This window comes from Kutzneria kofuensis (assembly GCF_014203355.1).
In the GTDB taxonomy this organism is placed as follows: domain Bacteria; phylum Actinomycetota; class Actinomycetes; order Mycobacteriales; family Pseudonocardiaceae; genus Kutzneria; species Kutzneria kofuensis.
The window spans coordinates 2,702,845-2,722,849 of record NZ_JACHIR010000001.1 but is presented as its reverse complement, the minus strand read 5'-3'; the positions used below and the strand labels follow the sequence as shown (position 1 = coordinate 2,722,849).

At 70.1% G+C, this 20,005-nt stretch carries 1 protein-coding gene; it reads left to right on the top strand.

The features are described 5' to 3' along the window. Window positions 1–69: 69 nt before the first annotated feature. Window positions 70–19,962, top strand: coding sequence for a type I polyketide synthase (locus tag BJ998_RS47385; RefSeq protein ID WP_184861349.1), 19,893 nt, complete (start codon window positions 70–72; stop codon window positions 19,960–19,962). Window positions 19,963–20,005: the final 43 nt, after the last annotated feature.

Genomic DNA, 20,005 nt, shown 5'->3' with positions numbered 1-20,005 from the left:
GCCTCTGACGGATCGGCGTCAGAGGCAACACCGCTGTCCGGGGCCGGGTCGAGGAAAAGGTTGCCCAAGATGCAGAACGAGCAGAAGCTCCGCGACTACCTGAAGCGGGTCACGGCCGACCTCGCCAGCACCCGGCAACGGCTGCGCGAGGAGCGGGCTCGGGCAGCCGAACCGATCGCCATCGTCGGCATGGCCTGCCGCTACCCCGGCGGGGTCACGTCGCCGGAGCAGCTCTGGGACCTGGTGCACGGGCAGCGGGACGCCGTGACCCCGTTCCCCACCGACCGCGGCTGGGACCTCGACGCCCTGTACGACCCGGATCCCGAGCGGGCCGGCACCTTCTACGCGCGCGGCGGCGGATTCCTCGACGCCGTCGCCGACTTCGACCCGGCGTTCTTCGGCATCTCCCCGCGCGAGGCGCTGGCCATGGACCCGCACCAGCGGATCCTGCTGGAGATCGCCTGGGAGGCCTTCGAACGCGCCGGCATCGACCCGGAGTCCGCGCGCGGCACCGCCACCGGCGTGTTCGCCGGCGTGATGTACCAGGACTACGCCTCGCGGCTGGACACCGTGCCGGCCGATCTGGAGGGCTACATCGGCAACGGCAACGCCTACAGCGTCGCGTCCGGCCGTATCGCCTACACCATGGGGCTCGAGGGCCCGGCGGTCACCGTGGACACCGCCTGCTCGTCGTCGCTGGTGACCCTGCACCTGGCCGTCCAGTCGCTGCGCCGCGGCGAATGCTCGATGGCCCTGGCCGGTGGCGTCACCGTGCTGTCCACTCCGGACGTTTACGTGGAACTCAGCCGGCAGCGCGGGTTGTCCACCGACGGCCGGTGCAAGTCCTTCGCCGACGCCGCCGACGGTACCGGGTTCTCCGAGGGCGCTGGGATGTTGCTGCTGGAGCGGCTGTCGGACGCGCAGCGGCTCGGGCACCGGGTGCTGGCCGTGGTTCGCGGCTCGGCGGTGAACCAGGACGGCGCCAGCAGCGGGTTGACCGCGCCCAACGGTCCCGCGCAGCAGCGGGTCATCCGGCAGGCACTGGCCGACGCCTCGTTGTCGGCCGAGCAGGTCGACCTCGTGGAGGCGCACGGCACCGGCACCACGCTCGGTGACCCGATCGAGGCGCAGGCGCTGCTGGCCACCTATGGCCAGGAGCGTGATCACGGCCGTCCACTGTGGATCGGGTCGTTCAAGTCCAACGTCGGCCACACCCAGGCGGGCGCCGGTGTCGGCGGCGTGATCAAGGTTGTGCAGGCCATCCGGCACGGCCTGATGCCCAGGACGTTGCACGTGGACGAGCCCAGCTCCGCCGTCGACTGGTCGGCCGGCCTGGTGTCGCTGCTGACCGATGAGCAGCCGTGGCCGGAGACCGAGGAGCCGCGCCGGGCCGGTGTCTCGTCGTTCGGCATCAGCGGCACGAATGCGCACGTGATCATCGAGCAGGCTCCGGTGGCAGAAGAGTCCACTGTGGAGGACGTGCCGGTTGGTGTGGTGCCATGGGTGCTGTCCGCGCGGTCGGAGCCGGCCCTGCGGGCGCAGGCCGCCCGGCTCGCCTCGGTGCCCGACCTCGCTCCAGCGGACGTGGCGTTGTCGCTGGTACGGACGCGTGCGTCGATGGAACACCGTGCGGTGGTGGTCGGTTCCGACCGGGAGACGCTGGTTGCCGGCCTGACCGCGGTGGCCGACGGCACGGCGGCTGTCGGCAGCGTACTGCCGTCGGTGTCGCCGGTGTTTGTCTTTCCTGGCCAGGGTTCGCAGTGGGTGGGCATGGCGCTGGAGCTGGCCGCTCAGTCTTCGGTGTTCGCAGCTGCGTTGGCCGAGTGTGAGCAGGCGCTGGCTCCGTTCGTGGATTGGTCGCTGACGGAGGCTCTCGGATCGGTTGAGTTGCTTGAGCGTGTTGACGTTGTGCAGCCGGTGTTGTTCTCGGTGATGGTGTCGTTGGCTCGGTTGTGGGAGTCGGTCGGCGTTCGCCCGGCTGCAGTGTTGGGTCATTCCCAGGGTGAGATCGCCGCCGCGTGTGTGGCGGGGGTTCTGTCGTTGGGGGATGCCGCTCGTGTGGTGGCGTTGCGGTCGCGGGCGATCGGTCGGGTGTTGTCCGGTCGTGGTGGGATGGCGTCGATCGCCGTGTCGGCCGAGCAGGTCACGGAGTGGCTCGGTCGGTGGGACGGGACGCTGTCGGTTGCGGCCGTGAACGGGCCGTCGGCCGTGGTCGTGTCCGGCGACGCTGAGGCGCTGGCCGAGCTGGTGGCCTGGTGCGAGGGCGTCGGCATCCGGGCTCGGGTGATCCCGGTGGATTACGCCTCGCACTCGGCCTTTGTCGAGGAGTTGGAGGCGGAGCTGCTGGACGTGCTGGCTCCGATCACGCCTCGCTCCGCCTCGGTGCCGTTCTTCTCGACGGTGACCGGTGACTGGGTCGACGGCTCGGAGCTTTCGGCGGAGTACTGGTACACGAACCTGCGTGAGACGGTTCGGTTCGCGCCGGCGGTGGCGGCGCTGATCGAGCAGGGCCACGACATGTTCGTCGAGGCCAGCGCCCACCCGGTGCTGCTGATGGGCATCCAGCAGACGGCGGAGGCTGTCGCGGCCGACATCGCCGCGATCGCCACGCTGCGCCGGGACGACGGCGACTGGGCCCGGTTCCTGACGTCGGCGGGCGAGGCCCACACCTACGGCGCCGAGCTCGACTGGGACACGATCATCCCGGCCGGCGCCTCCGTGGTGGACCTGCCGACCTACGCCTTCCAGCGGCAGCGGTACTGGCTGGAGTCGCCGGAGCGGGCCGAGGCCGTGGCCGCCGACCCGGTGGACGCCCGGTTCTGGGAGGCCGTCGAGGGTGGCGACCTCCAGACCCTGCGTGCCGACCTCGACCTCGCCGACGACGAGCAGGAACACCTGCTCAGCTCGGTGCTTCCGCTGCTGGCTTCCTGGCGCCGGCAACGCCGCGAGAAGTCCATTGTCGACTCGTGGCGGTACCGGGTCAGCTGGCGGCCGCTGACCGCGCAGTCGGGTGGCCCGCTGGGCAGCTGGCTGCTCGTGGCGCCGGACGAGGACACCGCCGAGCGTTACGGTGCCGCGTTGACCGCCCATGGCGCCGACATCGTGCCGCTGATCTGGGACGCCGCTACGCATGACCGTGCAACGCTGGCCTCGGTTGCCGCCGGTATGCGGGGGGTGCTGTCGTTACTGGCCCTCGACGAGCGGCCGTACCCGGCGGCACCGGTCGTTCCCGCCGGTGTTGTCGGCACTTTGCTCCTGGCGCAGACGCTGGCCGACGTGGAGGCTCCACTGTGGATCGTCACCGAGAACGGCGTTCAGACCAGCGATGACGAGCCGGCGGCCTCGCTGGCGCAGGCGGAGGTGTGGGGCCTGGGCCGGGTGATCGGGCTCGAGCAGCCGCAGCGCTGGGGCGGCCTGGTCGACGTGCCGGCCGACGCCACCGGCCAGCTGGCCAAGGTCCTGGCCGGCGTCGGCGACGAGGACCAGGTCGCCGTGCGCGCCAACGGCGTGCTCGCCCGGCGCGTGGTGCACGACCCCGTGACGGAGAAGGGAAACTGGTCGCCTCGGGGGACTGTGCTGATCACCGGTGGGACCGGGGCGCTGGGCGCGCACGTGGCCCGCTGGCTCGCCGGCAACGGGGCCGAGCACCTCATTCTGACCAGCCGCAAGGGCAACGCGGCGGCCGGTGTCGACCAGTTGGTGGCCGAACTCGGCATCAGCGTGACCGTCGTGGCCTGCGACGCCGCCGACCGAGATGCGCTGGCGGCGGTCCTCGACGCCGTGCCGGCCGACAAACCGTTGAGCGCGGTGGTGCACGCGGCCGGCATCGGCGACGCGGCCGACATCGACAACACCGACACCGATCTGTTGGCGTCCATGCTGTCCGGCAAGGTCGAGGGCGCGCGTCACCTCGACGAGCTGCTCCATGACGTCGAGCTGGACGCGTTCGTGCTGTTCTCGTCCAACGCGGGCGTGTTCGGCGGCGGTGGGCAAGGCGCGTACGCGGCTGCCAACGCCGCTCTTGACGCGCTGGCCCTGCAGCGGCGTAGCCGGGGCAGAGTGGCGACCTCCATCGCCTGGGGCCTGTGGGGCGGCGGCAGCGGCCTCGGTGCCGCCGGTGACGAGGAATTCCTGCTGCGGCGCGGAATGCGTCCGATGGCTCCCGAGATCGCCGTCGCCGCGATGGCACAGGCGGTTGGGCGCGGCGAGGGATTCGTCGCCATCGCCGACATCGACTGGGAACGATTCGCCCCCGCGTTCGCCGCCACCCGGGCCCGGCCGCTGATCAGCGACCTTCCCGAGGTGCGGCAGCTGGCCGCGGCGGCTGCCCGTCCGGAGGCCACGGCGTCAGCGCTGGCCGAGCGGCTGGCCGACGTCGACGCGGCGGAGCGGGCTGGCGTCGTGCTGGACCTGGTGCGGGGCATCGCCGCCGCAGTGCTCGGCCACGCCGGTCCGGCGGCGATCGAGCCCCGCAAGGCCTTCCGTGAGCTCGGCTTCGACTCGCTGACCGCCGTCGAGGTGCGCAACCGGCTCACCGCGGCGACCGGCGTGCGGCTGCCGGTGACGCTGCTGTTCGACTACCCGACGGCGGAGGCGATCGCCGACCACCTCCTGTCCGAGGTCGGGGGTGACGCGCCGGCTGCGGTGACACGGGTCGGCGAACCCGGGGCCGCCGACGAGCCGATCGCCATCGTGGCGATGAGCTGCCGTTTCCCCGGCGGCGTCGCGTCGCCCGAGCAGCTGTGGCAGTTGGTTGCCGACGGCCGGGACGCGATGGGCGAGTTCCCCGCCGACCGCGGCTGGGATCTGGACGCGATCTACCATCCGGACCCCGACCACGCCGGCACCACCTACACGCGGGAAGGCGCCTTCGTGTACGGCGCCGGCGGTTTCGACCCGGACTTCTTCGGGATCTCGCCGCGTGAGGCGGTGGCGATGGATCCGCAGCAGCGGCTGCTGCTGGAGGCGTCGTGGGAAGCCGTTGAGCGGGCCGGGATCGACCCGGCGTCGTTGCACGGCAGCCAGACCGGTGTGTTCGTCGGTGCCAGTTCGCAGGGCTACGGCTCCGAGGCGTACGAGATTCCCGAGGGCAGCGAGGGCTATTTCATCACCGGCGGTCAGACCGCCGTGGTGTCCGGGCGGGTGTCCTACTCGTTCGGTTTCGAGGGCCCGGCGGTCACGGTTGATACGGCGTGTTCGTCGTCGTTGGTGGCGGTTCACCTTGCGGCGCAGGCGTTGCGTCAGGGCGAGTGCACGATGGCGCTGGCCGGTGGCGTTGCCGTGATGGCGTCGCCCGGGGCGTTCATCGAGATGTCCCGTCAGCGCGGCATGGCCCCGGATGGTCGGTGCAAGCCGTTCGCGGCGGCTGCGGATGGCACTGGTTGGGGCGAGGGTGTTGGTGTGCTGTTGCTGGAGCGTTTGTCGGATGCTCGGCGCAATGGTCACCAGGTGTTGGCTGTGGTGCGTGGTTCGGCGGTGAATCAGGATGGTGCGTCGAACGGTTTGACCGCGCCGAACGGCCCATCGCAGCAGCGGGTGATCCGTGCCGCGCTGGCCAGTGCCGGTTTGTCCACTGTGGATGTCGACGCGGTGGAGGCGCACGGGACCGGTACCTCGCTGGGTGACCCGATCGAGGCCCAGGCGCTGCTGGCGACTTATGGCCAGGATCGGTCGGAGCCGCTGTGGCTGGGGTCGGTCAAGTCCAACATCGGTCACACCCAGACCGCTGCCGGCATGGCCGGCATCATCAAGATGGTGTTGGCGATGCGGCACGGTGTGCTGCCGAAGTCCCTGCACGTCGACGAGCCGACTCCGCACGTGGACTGGACTTCCGGCGCCGTTGAGCTGCTGGCGGACTCACGGCCGTGGCCTTCCGTCGACCGGCCGCGTCGGGCTGGTGTGTCGTCGTTCGGGATCAGCGGCACGAATGCGCACGTGATCATCGAAGGTGTCGAGCCGGAGGCGTTTGCCGAGCGGACGGTTGCTGCGGATGTTGTGCCTGTTGTGGTGTCGGCTCGGTCCGAGGCTGCGGTGCGGGAGCAGGCTCGCCGGCTGCTGGATGTGCTGCCCGGTGTTGAGCCGGTGGATCTGGCTTATTCGCTGGTGACTTCGCGGTCGAGGTTCGATCACGGAGCTGTGGTCGTCGGCGGCCGTGATGAGCTTGTCGCGGGCCTGACTGCGCTGGCTGAGGGTGTGGCACCGGTTTCCGTCGCTGCACCGGGCCGCTTGGCGGTTCTCTTCTCGGGGCAGGGTTCGCAGCGGGTGGGGATGGGGCGTGAGTTGGCGGCTCGGTTCCCGGTGTTCGCCGAAGCACTCGGCTCTGTCTGCGCTGCTCTGGATGAGCACCTGGACCGGTCGATCCGTGGCGTGATGTGGGATGAGCCGGAGCTGTTGGATCAGACCCGGTACACGCAGGCGGCTCTGTTCGCGGTCGAGGTTGCCTTGTTCCGGCTGGTGTCGTCGTGGGGCGTGCGTCCGGACTTCCTGCTGGGGCATTCGGTTGGTGAGATCGCGGCGGCTCATGTTGCTGGTGTGATGTCGTTGGCGGATGCGGCGGCGTTGGTGGCTGCTCGTGGTCGCTTGATGCAGGCGTTGCCTACTGGCGGTGCGATGCTGGCGGTTCAGGCGTCCGAGGCCGAAGTGCTCCCGGCGCTTGAGGGCTTCGACCTGGTCGGTATCGCCGCGGTCAATGGGCCGACTTCGGTTGTGGTATCGGGTGATCAAGGCCAGCTCGACGAGGTTGCTGCGGCTTTCGAGGGTCGGAAGACGCGGTGGTTGCGGGTGTCGCATGCGTTCCACTCGCCGCTGATGGACCCGATGCTGGAGGAGTTCGGGGCGGTTGCCGAGCGGCTTGTCTACCAGCCGGCGCAGATTCCCGTGGTGTCGAACGTCTCCGGTGTTGTGGTGGAGGAGTTCTCTGCTGCCTACTGGGTTGAACACGTTCGCGCCGCAGTTCGCTTCGCCGATGGCGTGCAGTGTGCCGTCGACCAGGGTGTGACCGGGTTCCTGGAGTTGGGCCCGGATTCGGTGTTGTCGGCGATGGGGCGGCAGTGTGTGGAGGCTGAGTTCTGGCCGGTGCTGCGCTCCGATCGGGCTGAGGCCGGAACGCTGTTGGCGGCTCTTGGTGGTGCTGCGCTCGGCGGCGTGGCCGTGGACTGGCAGGCGGTGTTCGAGGGCTCGGGCGCTCGGCGGGTTGAGCTGCCGACGTATGCCTTCCAGCACCAGCACTACTGGCTGGACCCGGCTTCGTCCGTGGTGGACGCCGAAGGCCTGGGCCAGCGCTCCACGGAACACCCGTTGCTGGGCGCGGCGGTGGCGCTGCCCGACTCCGACGGCGTTGTCCTGACGGGACGGTTGTCGCTGTCGACGCATCCGTGGCTGGCCGACCACAAGGTGTTCGACACGGTCCTGCTGCCCGGCACGGGGCTGGTCGAGCTCGCCGTGCGAGCCGGAGACGAGGTGGGCTGCAGCCGCGTCGAGGAGCTGACGTTGGCCGCGCCGCTGGTCGTGCCCGACAGCGGCGGCGTCATGGTTCGGGTTGCCGTGGGCGCACCGGACGAGGCCGGCCGCCGATCGGTGTCGATCCACTCCAGCCTCGACTCCGAGCTCTGGACCGTGCACGCCACCGGCCTGCTGTCCGACGCGACGGCGCACGGCACGGAGATCACCGAGTGGCCGCCGCGCGACGCCGACACCGTCACCATCGACGGCCTCTACGACTTCACCGCCGACCAGGGATTCGTGTACGGACCCACGTTCCAGGGGTTGCGGGCCGCCTGGCGGCGTGACGCTGACGTGTACGCCGAAGTCGCCCTGCCGGACGCGAATGCGGAGACATTCGGCGTGCACCCCGGGCTGCTGGACGCCGCCCTGCACGCGATCGGCGTCAGCGATGTCTTCCCCGACGACGGCCAGGCTCGCCTGCCGTTCGCCTGGTCGGGGGTGGCGCTGCACGCCAGCGGCGCGTCCATGCTGCGCGCCCGCATCCGCCGGGTCGGTGCGGACACGATCAGCGTCGAGCTGGCCGACGGCACCGGGGCGCCGGTCGCCACGGTGGAGTCGCTGGCGTTCCGCGTCGTTTCCCCTGATCAGATCACTGCGGCGGCGCAGTCGGACTCGCTGTACCGGGTCGACTGGGTGCCGGTCACGGCTCCCGAGCGGCATGCATCCACCGTGACCGTCAGCAGCCTCGACGAGCTGACCACCGTCCCGGATGCGGTGCTGTTTCCGCTGCTCGACTCCGTGGACACGGTCACTGCTGACGACGTGCACCGCGCCGCGGCCGACGTCCTGGCGTTGGCGCAGCGGTGGCTCGACGACGAGCGCTTCGCCGATTCGCGCCTCGTGCTGGTGACGCGTGGGGCCGTGCCGCCGGTCACGGACCTCGTGCATGCCCCGATCTGGGGGTTGATCCGCTCCGCACAGGCCGAGAACGCCGACCGGTTCGTGCTGATCGACCTCGACGAGGCCGAGATCACGGACGAGATCGTCGCCGCCGCGCTGGCCACCGACGAACCCGAGCTGGTCGTGCGCGGTGGCGTGCTGCTCGCGCCAAGGCTGGTCCGGACGTCCGGCCCGACCGAGGCGCCCGTGTGGGACCCGGATGGCACCGTCCTGATCACCGGCGGCACCGGGGCGCTGGGCGGACTCGTGGCCCGCCACCTGGTCGTCGAGCACGGCGTGCGCAACCTGGTGCTGGCCAGCCGGCGTGGTGGCGGGGAGTCGTTGCGCGCCGAACTGGCGGAGCTGGGTGCACGGGTCAGCGTGGTGGCTTGCGATGTCGCCGATCGTGCTGCGGTGGCCGAGCTGTTGGCGGAGTTCCCCGTGACGGCTGTGGTGCACACGGCCGGTGTTCTGGATGACGGTGTCGTTGGCTCGCTGACCGCCGAACGGCTGGACACGGTGCTGCGTCCCAAGGTGGACGCGGCGTGGAATCTGCACGAGCTGACCACCGATCTGTCGGCGTTCGTGCTGTTCTCCTCGGCTGCCGGTGTGTTCGGCAATCCCGGCCAGGCGAACTACGCGGCGGCGAACGCGTTCCTGGACGCGCTGGCCATGCACCGCAGGGCCCAGGGGCTGCCGGCGACGTCGATTGCCTGGGGTTACTGGGCTCAGCCGAGCGGCATGACCAGCGACCTCGCGGCCGCCGATCGCTCCCGGATGACGCGCTCCGGCGTGACCGGGCTGACCGACGACGAGGGCCTCGCGCTGTTCGACGCCGCGCAGGCGAGCGACGACGCCACGCTGGTGGCCATTCACCTTGACGTCAACGAGTTGCGTGACTCGACGCCGCTGCTTCGTGGCCTGGTCCGTAGTGGTCGCCGAACGGCGCGTGACGCTGGATCGGGTGACGGGTCGGCGTTGGTGCGGCGGTTGTCGGCGCTGGGCGCGGATGAACGTCGGGCCGAGGTGCTGTCGATCGTGCGTGCACAGGTTGCGGCGGTGCTGGGTCACGCCGGGGGCGATGCGATTGCTCCCACGCGGGCGTTCAGCGATCTCGGGTTCGATTCGCTGACCGCCGTGGAACTGCGGAACCAGCTCGCCGCGGTGGTGGGTGTGCGGCTGTCGGCGACGCTGGTGTTCGACTACCCGACGCCGCAGGCGCTGGCCGATCACGTGTTGGCCGAGCTGATGGGCTCGGTGGTCGATACCCGTGCCACGGTGGTTGCCGCCGCCGTTGACGAGCCGATCGCCATCGTGGGGATGAGCTGCCGGTATCCGGGTGGTGTGTCGAGCCCGGAGGATCTGTGGCAGCTGCTGGTGTCCGGCGGTGACGGCGTGTCGACCTTCCCGACCGATCGGGGCTGGGACACGTCGGCGCTGTTCGACGTCGATCCCGACAGCCTGGGCAAGTCGTATGTGCGCGAGGGCGGTTTCCTCTACGACGCCGCCGAGTTCGACCCCGCCTTCTTCGGCATCTCGCCGCGTGAAGCGGTGGCGATGGATCCGCAGCAGCGGCTGCTGCTGGAGACGTCGTGGGAGGCCGTGGAGCGGGCGGGCATCGACCCGGTGTCGTTGCGGGGCAGCCAGACCGGCGTGTTCGCCGGCGTCATGTACCACAACTACGCGACCCGGCTGGCCGAGGTCCCCGACGAGGTCGAGGGTTTCCTGAGCACCGGCGGATCCAGCAGCGTGATCTCCGGCCGAGTGTCCTACACCTTCGGGTTCGAAGGTCCGGCGGTCACCGTGGACACGGCGTGTTCCTCATCGCTGGTGGCGCTTCACCTTGCCGCGCAGGCGTTGCGCCAGGGTGAGTGCACGATGGCGCTCGCCGGCGGCGTCACCGTGATGCCGACTCCGGACACCTTCATCGAGTTCTCTCGCCAGCGTGGTCTGGCGTCCGATGGTCGGTGCAAGCCGTTCGCGGCGGCCGCCGACGGGACCGGTTGGGGTGAGGGTGTTGGTGTGCTGTTGCTGGAGCGGCTGTCCGACGCGCAGCGGCTTGGACATCCCGTGTTGGCGGTGGTGCGTGGGTCGGCGGTGAACCAGGACGGCGCGTCGAACGGTCTGACCGCGCCGAATGGTCCGTCACAGCAGCGGGTGATCCGTACCGCGCTGGCCAGTGCCGGTTTGTCCACTGTGGATATCGACGCCGTCGAGGCCCATGGGACCGGCACGTCGTTGGGTGACCCGATCGAGGCGCAGGCGTTGTTGGCGACTTACGGTCAGGATCGGTCGGAGCCGTTGTGGTTGGGTTCGATCAAGTCGAACCTGGGGCACACGCAGGCGGCGGCTGGTGTTGCCGGGATCATCAAGATGGTGTTGGCGATGCGGCATGGTGTGTTGCCGAAGTCGTTGCACGTTGACGAGCCGACTCCGCACGTGGACTGGTCCGCGGGCGCGGTGGAGCTGTTGGCGGAGTCGCGGCCGTGGCCCGAGGTGGGTCGTGTTCGTCGGGCCGGTGTCTCTTCCTTCGGTATCAGCGGCACGAATGCGCACGTGATCATCGAGGGCGTTGAGCCCGAGCCGGCCGTCGAGCGCACGGTCGCGGCGGATGTCGTTCCGGTGGTGGTGTCGGCGAAGTCCGAGGCTGCGGTGCGGGAGCAGGCTCGCCGACTGCTCGATGTGCTGCCCTCGGTTGAGCCCGTTGACCTGGCTTACTCGCTGGTGACTTCGCGGTCCAGGTTCGATCACGGTGCCGTGGTCGTTGGCGGGCGTGAGGAGCTTGTCGCAGGGCTGACTGCTCTCGCCGATGGTGTGGCGCCGGTTTCCGAGACGGGTGCTGCCGGTCGGTTGGCGATCCTGTTCTCGGGCCAGGGTTCGCAGCGTGTCGGGATGGGTCGTGAGCTGGCGGCTCGGTTCCCGGTGTTCGCCGACGCACTCGACTCGGCCTGCGCCGCGCTGGACGAGCACCTCGACCGGTCGATCCGTGAAGTCATGTGGGACGAGCCCGAGCTTCTCGACCAGACCCGGTACACCCAGGCCGCTCTGTTCGCGATCGAGGTCGCGCTGTTCCGGCTTGTCTCTTCGTGGGGAATCCGGCCCGACTACCTGTTGGGGCACTCGGTCGGTGAGATTGCGGCGGCTCACGTTGCCGGCGTGCTTTCGCTGCCGGATGCGGCGGCGCTGGTGGCTGCTCGTGGCCGGTTGATGCAGGCGTTGCCTACTGGCGGTGCGATGCTGGCGGTGCAGGCGTCCGAGGCCGAAGTGCTCCCGGCGTTGGAGGGCTTCGACCTGGTTGGTGTCGCTGCGGTCAATGGGCCGACTTCGGTTGTGGTGTCGGGTGATCGCGTCCAGCTCGACGAGGTTGCTGCGGCGCTTGAGGGGCGGAAGACCCGGTGGCTGCGAGTGTCGCACGCGTTCCACTCGCCGCTGATGGATCCGATGCTGGCGGAGTTCGCCGAGGTTGCCGGGCGGCTCTCCTATCAGCCGGCGCAGATCCCGGTGGTGTCGAACGTCTCCGGTGAGGTGGTGCAAGAGTTCTCCGCCGCCTACTGGGTTCAGCACGTTCGAGCCGCAGTTCGCTTTGCTGACGGTGTTCAGTGTGCTGTTGAGCAGGGCGTGACTGGGTTCCTGGAGCTGGGGCCGGATTCGGTGTTGTCGGGTATGGGGCGGCAGTGCGTGGAGGCCGAGTTCTGGCCCGTGCTGCGGTCCGGCCGGCCCGAGCCGGAGGCGGTCTTCGCGGCTGTCGGTGGTGCCGCACTTGGCGGCGTGGCCGTGGATTGGCAGGCCGTGTTCGAGGGTGCTCGCCGGATCGAGCTGCCGACATATGCCTTCCAGCATCAGCACTACTGGCTGGACAGCGGTGTTTCCGCCGGTAACGCGACGGGTCTGGGGCAGCGGTCCGCCGAGCATCCGTTGCTGGGCGCGTCGTTGGTGTTGGCGGACACCGACACCGTTGTCCTGACGGGTCGGTTGTCGCTGGCGACGCATCCGTGGCTGGCCGATCACACGGTGTTCGGCACGGTCCTGCTGCCGGGCGCGGCCCTGATCGAGTTGGCGTTGCACGCGGGTGGCCAGGTCGGTTGCGACGCCGTCGAGGAGCTGACGCTGGCCGCGCCGCTGGTGATCCCCGCCGATGCAGGTGTGGCCGTCCAGGTTCTGGTCGGCGCCCCCGACGAGTCCGGTCGCCGGTCGGTGTCGGTTCACTCCAGCCCGGATGCCGGTGAGCAGCTCTGGACCGTGCACGCCACCGGCGTGTTGACGGCCGAAGTTGCGGCCGCGCCGACCGATCTGGCGTTCTGGCCGCAGGCTGGCGCCGAGGTAGTCGCCGTCGATGATCTGTACGAGCAGCTGGCGGATGCCGGTCTTGGCTATGGCCCGGTGTTCCAGGGTCTGCGGGCGGCGTGGCGGCTCGGTGACGACGTCTTCGCCGAGGTCGTCCTGCCCGACGACGCCGGCCGGTACGGCATTCACCCGGCGCTGCTGGACTCCGCGCTGCACGCGATCGGCCTGAGCGCCGCCTTCGACGAGGACCGCCAGGCCCGGCTGCCGTTCGCCTGGTCGGGCGTGACCCTGCACGCCACCGGCGCTGCGATGCTGCGGGTGCGGGTGTCGCCTGCCGGTGAGGGGGCGGTGTCGCTGCTGCTCGCCGACGGCACCGGTGCCGCCGTCGCGTCGGTGGATTCGCTGGCGCTGCGGGAAGTCAGCTCGGAGCAGTTGTCGGCCGGCCGTGGCACTGATTCGCTGTTCGAGCTGTGCTGGAATCCGTTGTCCGTCGCTGGCGGAGAGCCCGGTTCGTGGGCAGTGATCGGTGACGACCGTTGGGGCCTCGGCGCGCCCTGCTTCGCGGACCTGACTGGGGTCGACGGCACGCCGGAAGTGGTGTTCGCTGCGCCGGCTGGCGATGCCCGTGCTGCGGTGGCCGCTGCGTTGGAGTTGGTGCAGCAGTGGCTGGCCGATGAGCGGTGGGAGTCTTCCCGCCTGGTCTTCATCGCCCCGGTCGGTGATCTGTCGGCTTCAGCCGTGGCGGGCCTGGTGCGGTCGGCCGAGTCCGAGAACCCCGGCCGGTTCGGGGTGATCGGCGTCGATGGACCGGTGGAAGCCGATGTTGTCGCTGGTGCGCTGACGACCGGCGAGCCGGAGTTCCGCCTGGGCGAGAACGGTGTGGTCGTGCCACGGCTGGCGCGTGCTGCCGTGCCGGCGGCCCAGTCGGTGCTGGGCGAAGACGACACCGTCCTGATCACTGGCGGTACCGGTGGTCTCGGTGCGGCGCTGGCCCGGCACCTGGTCACCATGCACGGCGTGCGGAACCTGGTGCTGACCAGCCGCCGCGGTGGTGCGGAGGAGCTTCGAGCCGAGCTGACCGAACTGGGCGCGCAGGTGGACGTGGTGGCCTGTGATGTCGCCGATCGTGCTGCGTTGGCGAAGCTGTTGTCGGACTTCCCGGTCACCGCCGTGATCCACGCGGCTGGTGTGCTGGACGACGGTATCGTGGGATCGCTAACCGTTGAGCGGCTCGACACGGTCCTGCGCCCGAAGATCGACGGCGCGTGGAACCTGCACGAGCTGACCGCTGATCGTGAGTTGTCGGCGTTCGTGTTGTTCTCGTCGGCTGCGGGCGTTCTGGGCAACCCCGGCCAGGCCAACTACGCGGCCGGCAACGCCTTCCTGGACGCGTTGGCGGCGCAGCGGCGGGCCGACGGCCTTCCCGGCATCTCGATTGCTTGGGGTGCTTGGGAATCCGACGGCATGGCGGCCGCGCTGAGCGCCGATGAGCAGGCGCGGATGCGTCGCTCCGGCGTCCTTGCGCTGCCAATGGACGACGGCCTCGCGCTGTTCGACGCGTGCCTTGGCGGTGCCGTTGCGGCGCCGGTGCCGATGCGGCTGGACGTTGCCGGTCTGCGCGGCATGGCCGACCTGCCCCCGGTGTTCAGCGGCCTGGTGCGTGGTGCACGCCGAGTGGCTCGCGGCGCCGATCTGGGCGATGGGTCGGCGTTGGTGCGGCGGTTGTCGGCCCTTGGTGCGGACGAGCGCCGAGACGAGGTGTTGTCCATCGTGCGTGCGCAGGTTGCCGCGGTGTTGGGGCACGCCGGTTCCGACGCGATTGCCCCCATGCGGGCGTTCAGCGACCTCGGGTTCGACTCGTTGACCGCTGTGGAGCTGCGCAATTCCGTCAACAAGGCGACGGGCCTGCGGTTGCCGGCGACGTTGGTGTTCGACTACCCGACGCCGCAGGCGTTGGCCGATCATGTGCTGGCCGAGCTGGTCGGCTCGGTGGTGGTGGACACCCGCGCTGCGGTGGTCGCGCCCGTTGACGAGCCGATCGCGATCGTGGGGATGAGCTGCCGGTACCCCGGTGGCGTGTCCACCCCGGAGGACCTGTGGCAGCTGCTGGTCGACGGTCGCGACGCGATCTCGACCTTCCCCGGCGACCGCGGCTGGGACACCTCCGCGCTGTTCGACCCGGACGGCTCCGACAAGTCCTATGTCCACGAGGGCGGCTTCCTGTACGACGCCGCCGACTTCGATCCCGCCTTCTTCGGCATCTCTCCGCGTGAGGCGGTGGCGATGGATCCGCAGCAGCGGTTGCTGCTGGAGGCGTCGTGGGAGGCTGTGGAGCGGGCGGGTATTGATCCGTCGTCGCTGCGGGGGAGCCAGACCGGTGTGTTCGCCGGCCTGATGTACCACGACTACGGCCTCAACACCCGCGAGGTCCCCGAGGGCGTCGACGGGTTCATGGGTACGGGCAACTCGGGCAGCGTCTTCTCGGGTCGGGTGTCTTACACGTTCGGGTTCGAGGGCCCGGCGGTCACTGTCGACACGGCGTGTTCGTCGTCGTTGGTGGCGGTTCACCTTGCGGCGCAGGCGTTGCGTCAGGGTGAGTGCACGATGGCCCTGGCTGGCGGTGTGACGGTGATGGCTTCGCCTGGTGCGTTTGTGGAATTCTCCCGCCAGCGTGGTTTGGCTTCCGATGGTCGGTGCAAGCCGTTCGCCGCTGCCGCCGACGGAACCGGATGGGGCGAAGGCGTCGGTGTGCTGCTGTTGGAGCGACTGTCCGACGCGCAGCGCCTTGGGCATCCCGTGCTGGCCGTGGTTCGTGGCTCGGCCGTGAACCAGGACGGCGCGTCGAACGGTCTCACCGCACCCAACGGTCCCTCGCAGCAGCGGGTGATCCGCAAGGCGCTGGCCAACGCCGGTCTGTCTACTTCGGACGTTGATGTGGTTGAGGCGCACGGCACCGGCACGTCGTTGGGTGATCCCATTGAGGCGCAGGCGTTGTTGGCGACTTACGGTCAGGATCGGTCGGAGCCGTTGTGGTTGGGTTCGATCAAGTCGAACCTGGGGCACACGCAGGCGGCTGCTGGTGTTGCCGGGATCATCAAGATGGTGTTGGCGATGCGGCATGGTGTGTTGCCGAAGTCGTTGCACGTTGACGAGCCGACTCCGCACGTTGACTGGACTGCCGGCGCGGTCGAGCTCCTGACCGATTCGCGGCCGTGGCCCGAGGTCGATCGTGCGCGTCGGGCCGGTGTCTCTTCCTTCGGTATCAGCGGCACCAATGCGCACGTGATCATCGAGGGCGTCGAGCCCGAGGCGGTTGCCGAACGCACGGTTGCTGCCGATGTCGTTCCCGTGGTGGTGTCGGGCCGGTCAGAGGCCGCGGTCCGCGCCCAGGCCCGCCGACTGCTCGATGTGCTGTCGAGCGTTGAGCCGGCGGATCTGGCCTACTCCCTGACATCGCGGTCGAGGTTCGATCATGGAGCCGTCGTGGTTGGCGGCCGTGATGAGCTTGTCGCGGGCCTCACTGCGCTGGCTGAGGGCCTTGCGCCGGTGGTCACTGCCAGCTCGGGCAAGCTCGCGGTGTTGTTCTCGGGCCAGGGTTCGCAGCGGGTGGGCATGGGCCGAGAGGTGGCTGCGCGGTTCCCGGTGTTCGCCGACGCACTGGATTCGGTCTGCGCCGCGCTGGACGAGCACCTCGACCGGTCAATCCGTGAAGTCATGTGGGATGAGCCGGAGTTGCTGGATCAGACCCAGTACACCCAGGTCGCTCTGTTCGCGGTCGAGGTCGCGTTGTTCCGACTTGTGTCGTCGTGGGGGATTCGGCCCGACTTCCTGTTGGGTCACTCGGTCGGTGAGATCGCGGCGGCTCACGTTGCCGGAGTCATGTCGCTGGCGGATGCGGCGGCGTTGGTGGCTGCTCGTGGTCGCCTGATGCAGGCGCTGCCCACGGGTGGGGCGATGCTGGCGGTGCAGGCCTCCGAGGTTGAGGTTGTGCCGGCGTTGGAGGGCTTCGACCTGGTCGGTATCGCTGCGGTCAATGGTCCGACCTCGGTTGTGGTGTCGGGTGATCGAGGCCAGTTGGAGCAGGTTGCTGCGGCGTTCGAGGGTCGGAAGACCCGGTGGCTGCGGGTGTCGCATGCGTTCCACTCGCCGCTGATGGATCCGATGCTGGCGGAGTTCGCCGAGGTTGCTGGGCGGCTGTCCTACCAGCCGGCGCAGATCCCGGTGGTGTCGAACGTCTCCGGACAGGTGGTGACGGAGTTCTCCGCCGCTTACTGGGTTGAGCACGTTCGTGCTGCGGTCCGGTTCGCCGACGGCGTCCAGTGCGCCGCGGACGAGGGTGTCAGTGGCTTCCTGGAGCTGGGCCCGGATTCGGTGTTGTCGGCGATGGGGCAGCAGTGCGTGGAGGCGGACTTCTGGCCCGCGTTGCGCTCCGATCGCTCCGAGGCCGGCAGCCTGCTGGCGGCCGTCGGCGGTGTTGCCCTTGCCGGTGTGGCCGTTGACTGGGAGGCGGTGTTCGCGGGCTCGGGCGCCCGCCGGGTTGAGTTGCCGACCTACGCCTTCCAGCGCCAGCGGTACTGGCTGGACGGCGGACCTTCCGTCGGCGACGCAACGGGATTGGGTCAGCAGTCGGCCGAGCACCCCCTGCTGGGCGCGGCGGTGAGCCTGCCCGACACCGACACCGTCGTCCTAACCGGACGGTTGTCGCTGGCGACGCACCCGTGGCTGACCGACCACACGGTGTTCGGCACGGTTCTGCTGCCCGGCACGGCCCTGGTCGAGCTGGCAATGCGTGCCGGCGACGAGGCGGGTTGCGACGGCGTCGAGGAGTTGACGCTGGCCGCACCGCTGGTGATCCCCGGCGAAGGCGGTGTGGCGCTGCGGGTTGTCGTGGGCGCGCTGGACGAGACCGGCCGCCGGTCGGTGTCGATCCACTCCAGCCCGGACATCGGCGACCAGATCTGGACCGCGCACGCCACCGGCCTGCTGACGACCGGAACCGCGATCACGCCGGTCGACCTGGTGGCATGGCCGCCGGCCGGTGCCGACACGGTCGGCGTCGACGATCTGTACGAACAGTTGGCCGACGCCGGCCTGGAGTACGGCCCGATCTTCCAGGGCCTACGCAAGGCCTGGCGGCTCGGTGACGACGTCTACGCCGAGGTCGCCCTGCCCGAAGACGCCGCCAGCAGGTTCGGCGTCCACCCGGCGCTGCTCGACTCCGCGCTGCACGCGATCGGCCTGAGCGCCGCCTTCGCCGACGAGCACCAGGCCCGGCTGCCGTTCGCCTGGTCTGGAGTGACCCTGCACGCCACCGGCGCCTCGGCGCTGCGGGTGCGGATCTCCCCGGCCGGCACCGACACCGTCACGGTCGAACTGGCTGACACCACCGGCGCGCCGGTGGCCTCGGTGCGGGCGCTCAGCCTCCGGCCGGTCACGGCCGCGCAGCTCAGCGCGGCCGCCGATGACGGGCTCTACCAGCTGGAATGGGTTCCTGTCACCGGGAAGCCGGTGTCGTCGAACGGGGCCTGGGCCGTGCTCGGCGGCGACAACTTCGACCTGCGCGTCGACCTCAAGGCCGTCGAGATCGACGTCGCCGAGTACACGGACGTGTCCGCGCTGCTCGACAGCGAGACGATCCCCGACACCGTGGTCGTCACGCTCGGCGGGAGCCGGCAATCGGTGGTCGACCAGGCCCACGAGTCGACGCACCGGGTCCTGGAGCTGCTCCAGACCTGGACGGCCGACGAGCGGCTGGCCGATGCCACGCTGGTGTTCGTGACCCGCGGCGCTGTCGCGGCCGGGGCGGACGACACCGTCACCGATCTCGGCCACGCAGCGGTCTGGGGCCTGATCCGCTCCGCGCAGTCCGAGAACCCGGACCGGTTTGTGCTCGTCGACCTCGACGACAACGCGTCAGCGAGTGCCGTGCCGGCGGCCGTAAACTCCGACGAGCCGCAGATCGCGGTCCGCAACGGCGAGTTGCTCGCGGCCAGGCTGGCCAAGACCAGCGCCGCCGATGCGACAGCCGTGCTTGGTCCGGACGACACCGTTCTGATCACCGGCGGCACGGGTGCGCTGGGTGCGGCGATCGCGCGGCAACTGGTCGTCGAGCACGGCGTGCGGGATCTGGTGCTGGTCAGCCGGCGTGGCGGTGGGGATGAGCTGCGCGCCGAGCTGACGGAGCTGGGAGCCAAGGCGGCGGTCGTCGCATGTGACGTGGCCGATCGCGATGCGGTGGCAAAGCTGCTCAAGGAGTTCCCGGTGACGGCTGTGGTCCACACGGCCGGCGTCCTGGACGACGGCATCGTGGGGTCGCTGACTCCCGAGCGGCTGGACACCGTGTTGCGACCCAAGGTCGACGCGGCCTGGAATCTGCACGAGCTGACCACGGACCTGGCAGCGTTTGTGTTGTTCTCCTCGGCTGCCGGTGTCTTCGGCAACCCCGGCCAGGCGAACTACGCGGCGGCGAACGCGTTCCTCGACGCGCTGGCCGCCCACCGCAAGGCCCAGGGCCTGCCGGCCGTCTCGCTGGCCTGGGGCCTGTGGGCGGAATCCGCCGGCATGGCCGGCGAAGGCAACCGGATGGCCGGCACCGGCGTCACCGCTCTGTCCACTGAGGACGGACTCCGGCTGTTCGACGTGGCCCTCCGTGACGAACGCTCCGCATTGGTCCCGATCCGGCTCGACCTGGCGGCGCTGCGGGCCCACGCTGGCACGCAACCGCTGCTCAGCGGCCTGCTTCGGACGAAGCACCGCCGGGCCGCAGCCGCGGCCGACACCGGTGGCGCGGAGGCGCTCGAACGCCGCCTCGCCGGTCTGGACGACAACGAACGGCTGGCGGTGCTGCTGGATCTGACCCGCACGCAGGTGGCGGCCGTGCTCGGCTTCGCCGGCGCGGAACAGATCCCGGCCGACCGCGCGTTCCGTGACCTCGGCTTCGACTCGCTGACCGCGGTGGAACTGCGCAACCAGCTCGGTGCCGCCACGGGCGTCCGGCTGCCGGCGACCCTGGTGTTCGACTATCCGACACCGGCCGAACTGGCCGCGCACCTGTCGGCGGTGCTGCCGGGCACGCGGCCGGCGTCGGTACTCGACGAGCTGGACCGGGTCGGCGCGTTGCTCACCGGCGCGGAACCGGCCGGGCCGGAACGGGAGCAGGTCACCGCCTGGCTCCGGTCGATGCTGGCGCGGATGACCGAGGACGGCGGCGCGCAGGCCAGCGTCGCCGACACCATCGACGCGGCCACCGATGACGAGATCTTCGACTTCATCGGCAAGGAGTTCGGCATCTCGTAGGGGCCGGCAGGGGTTGTTCCGGCGTCGGCGCCGGCGATTACAT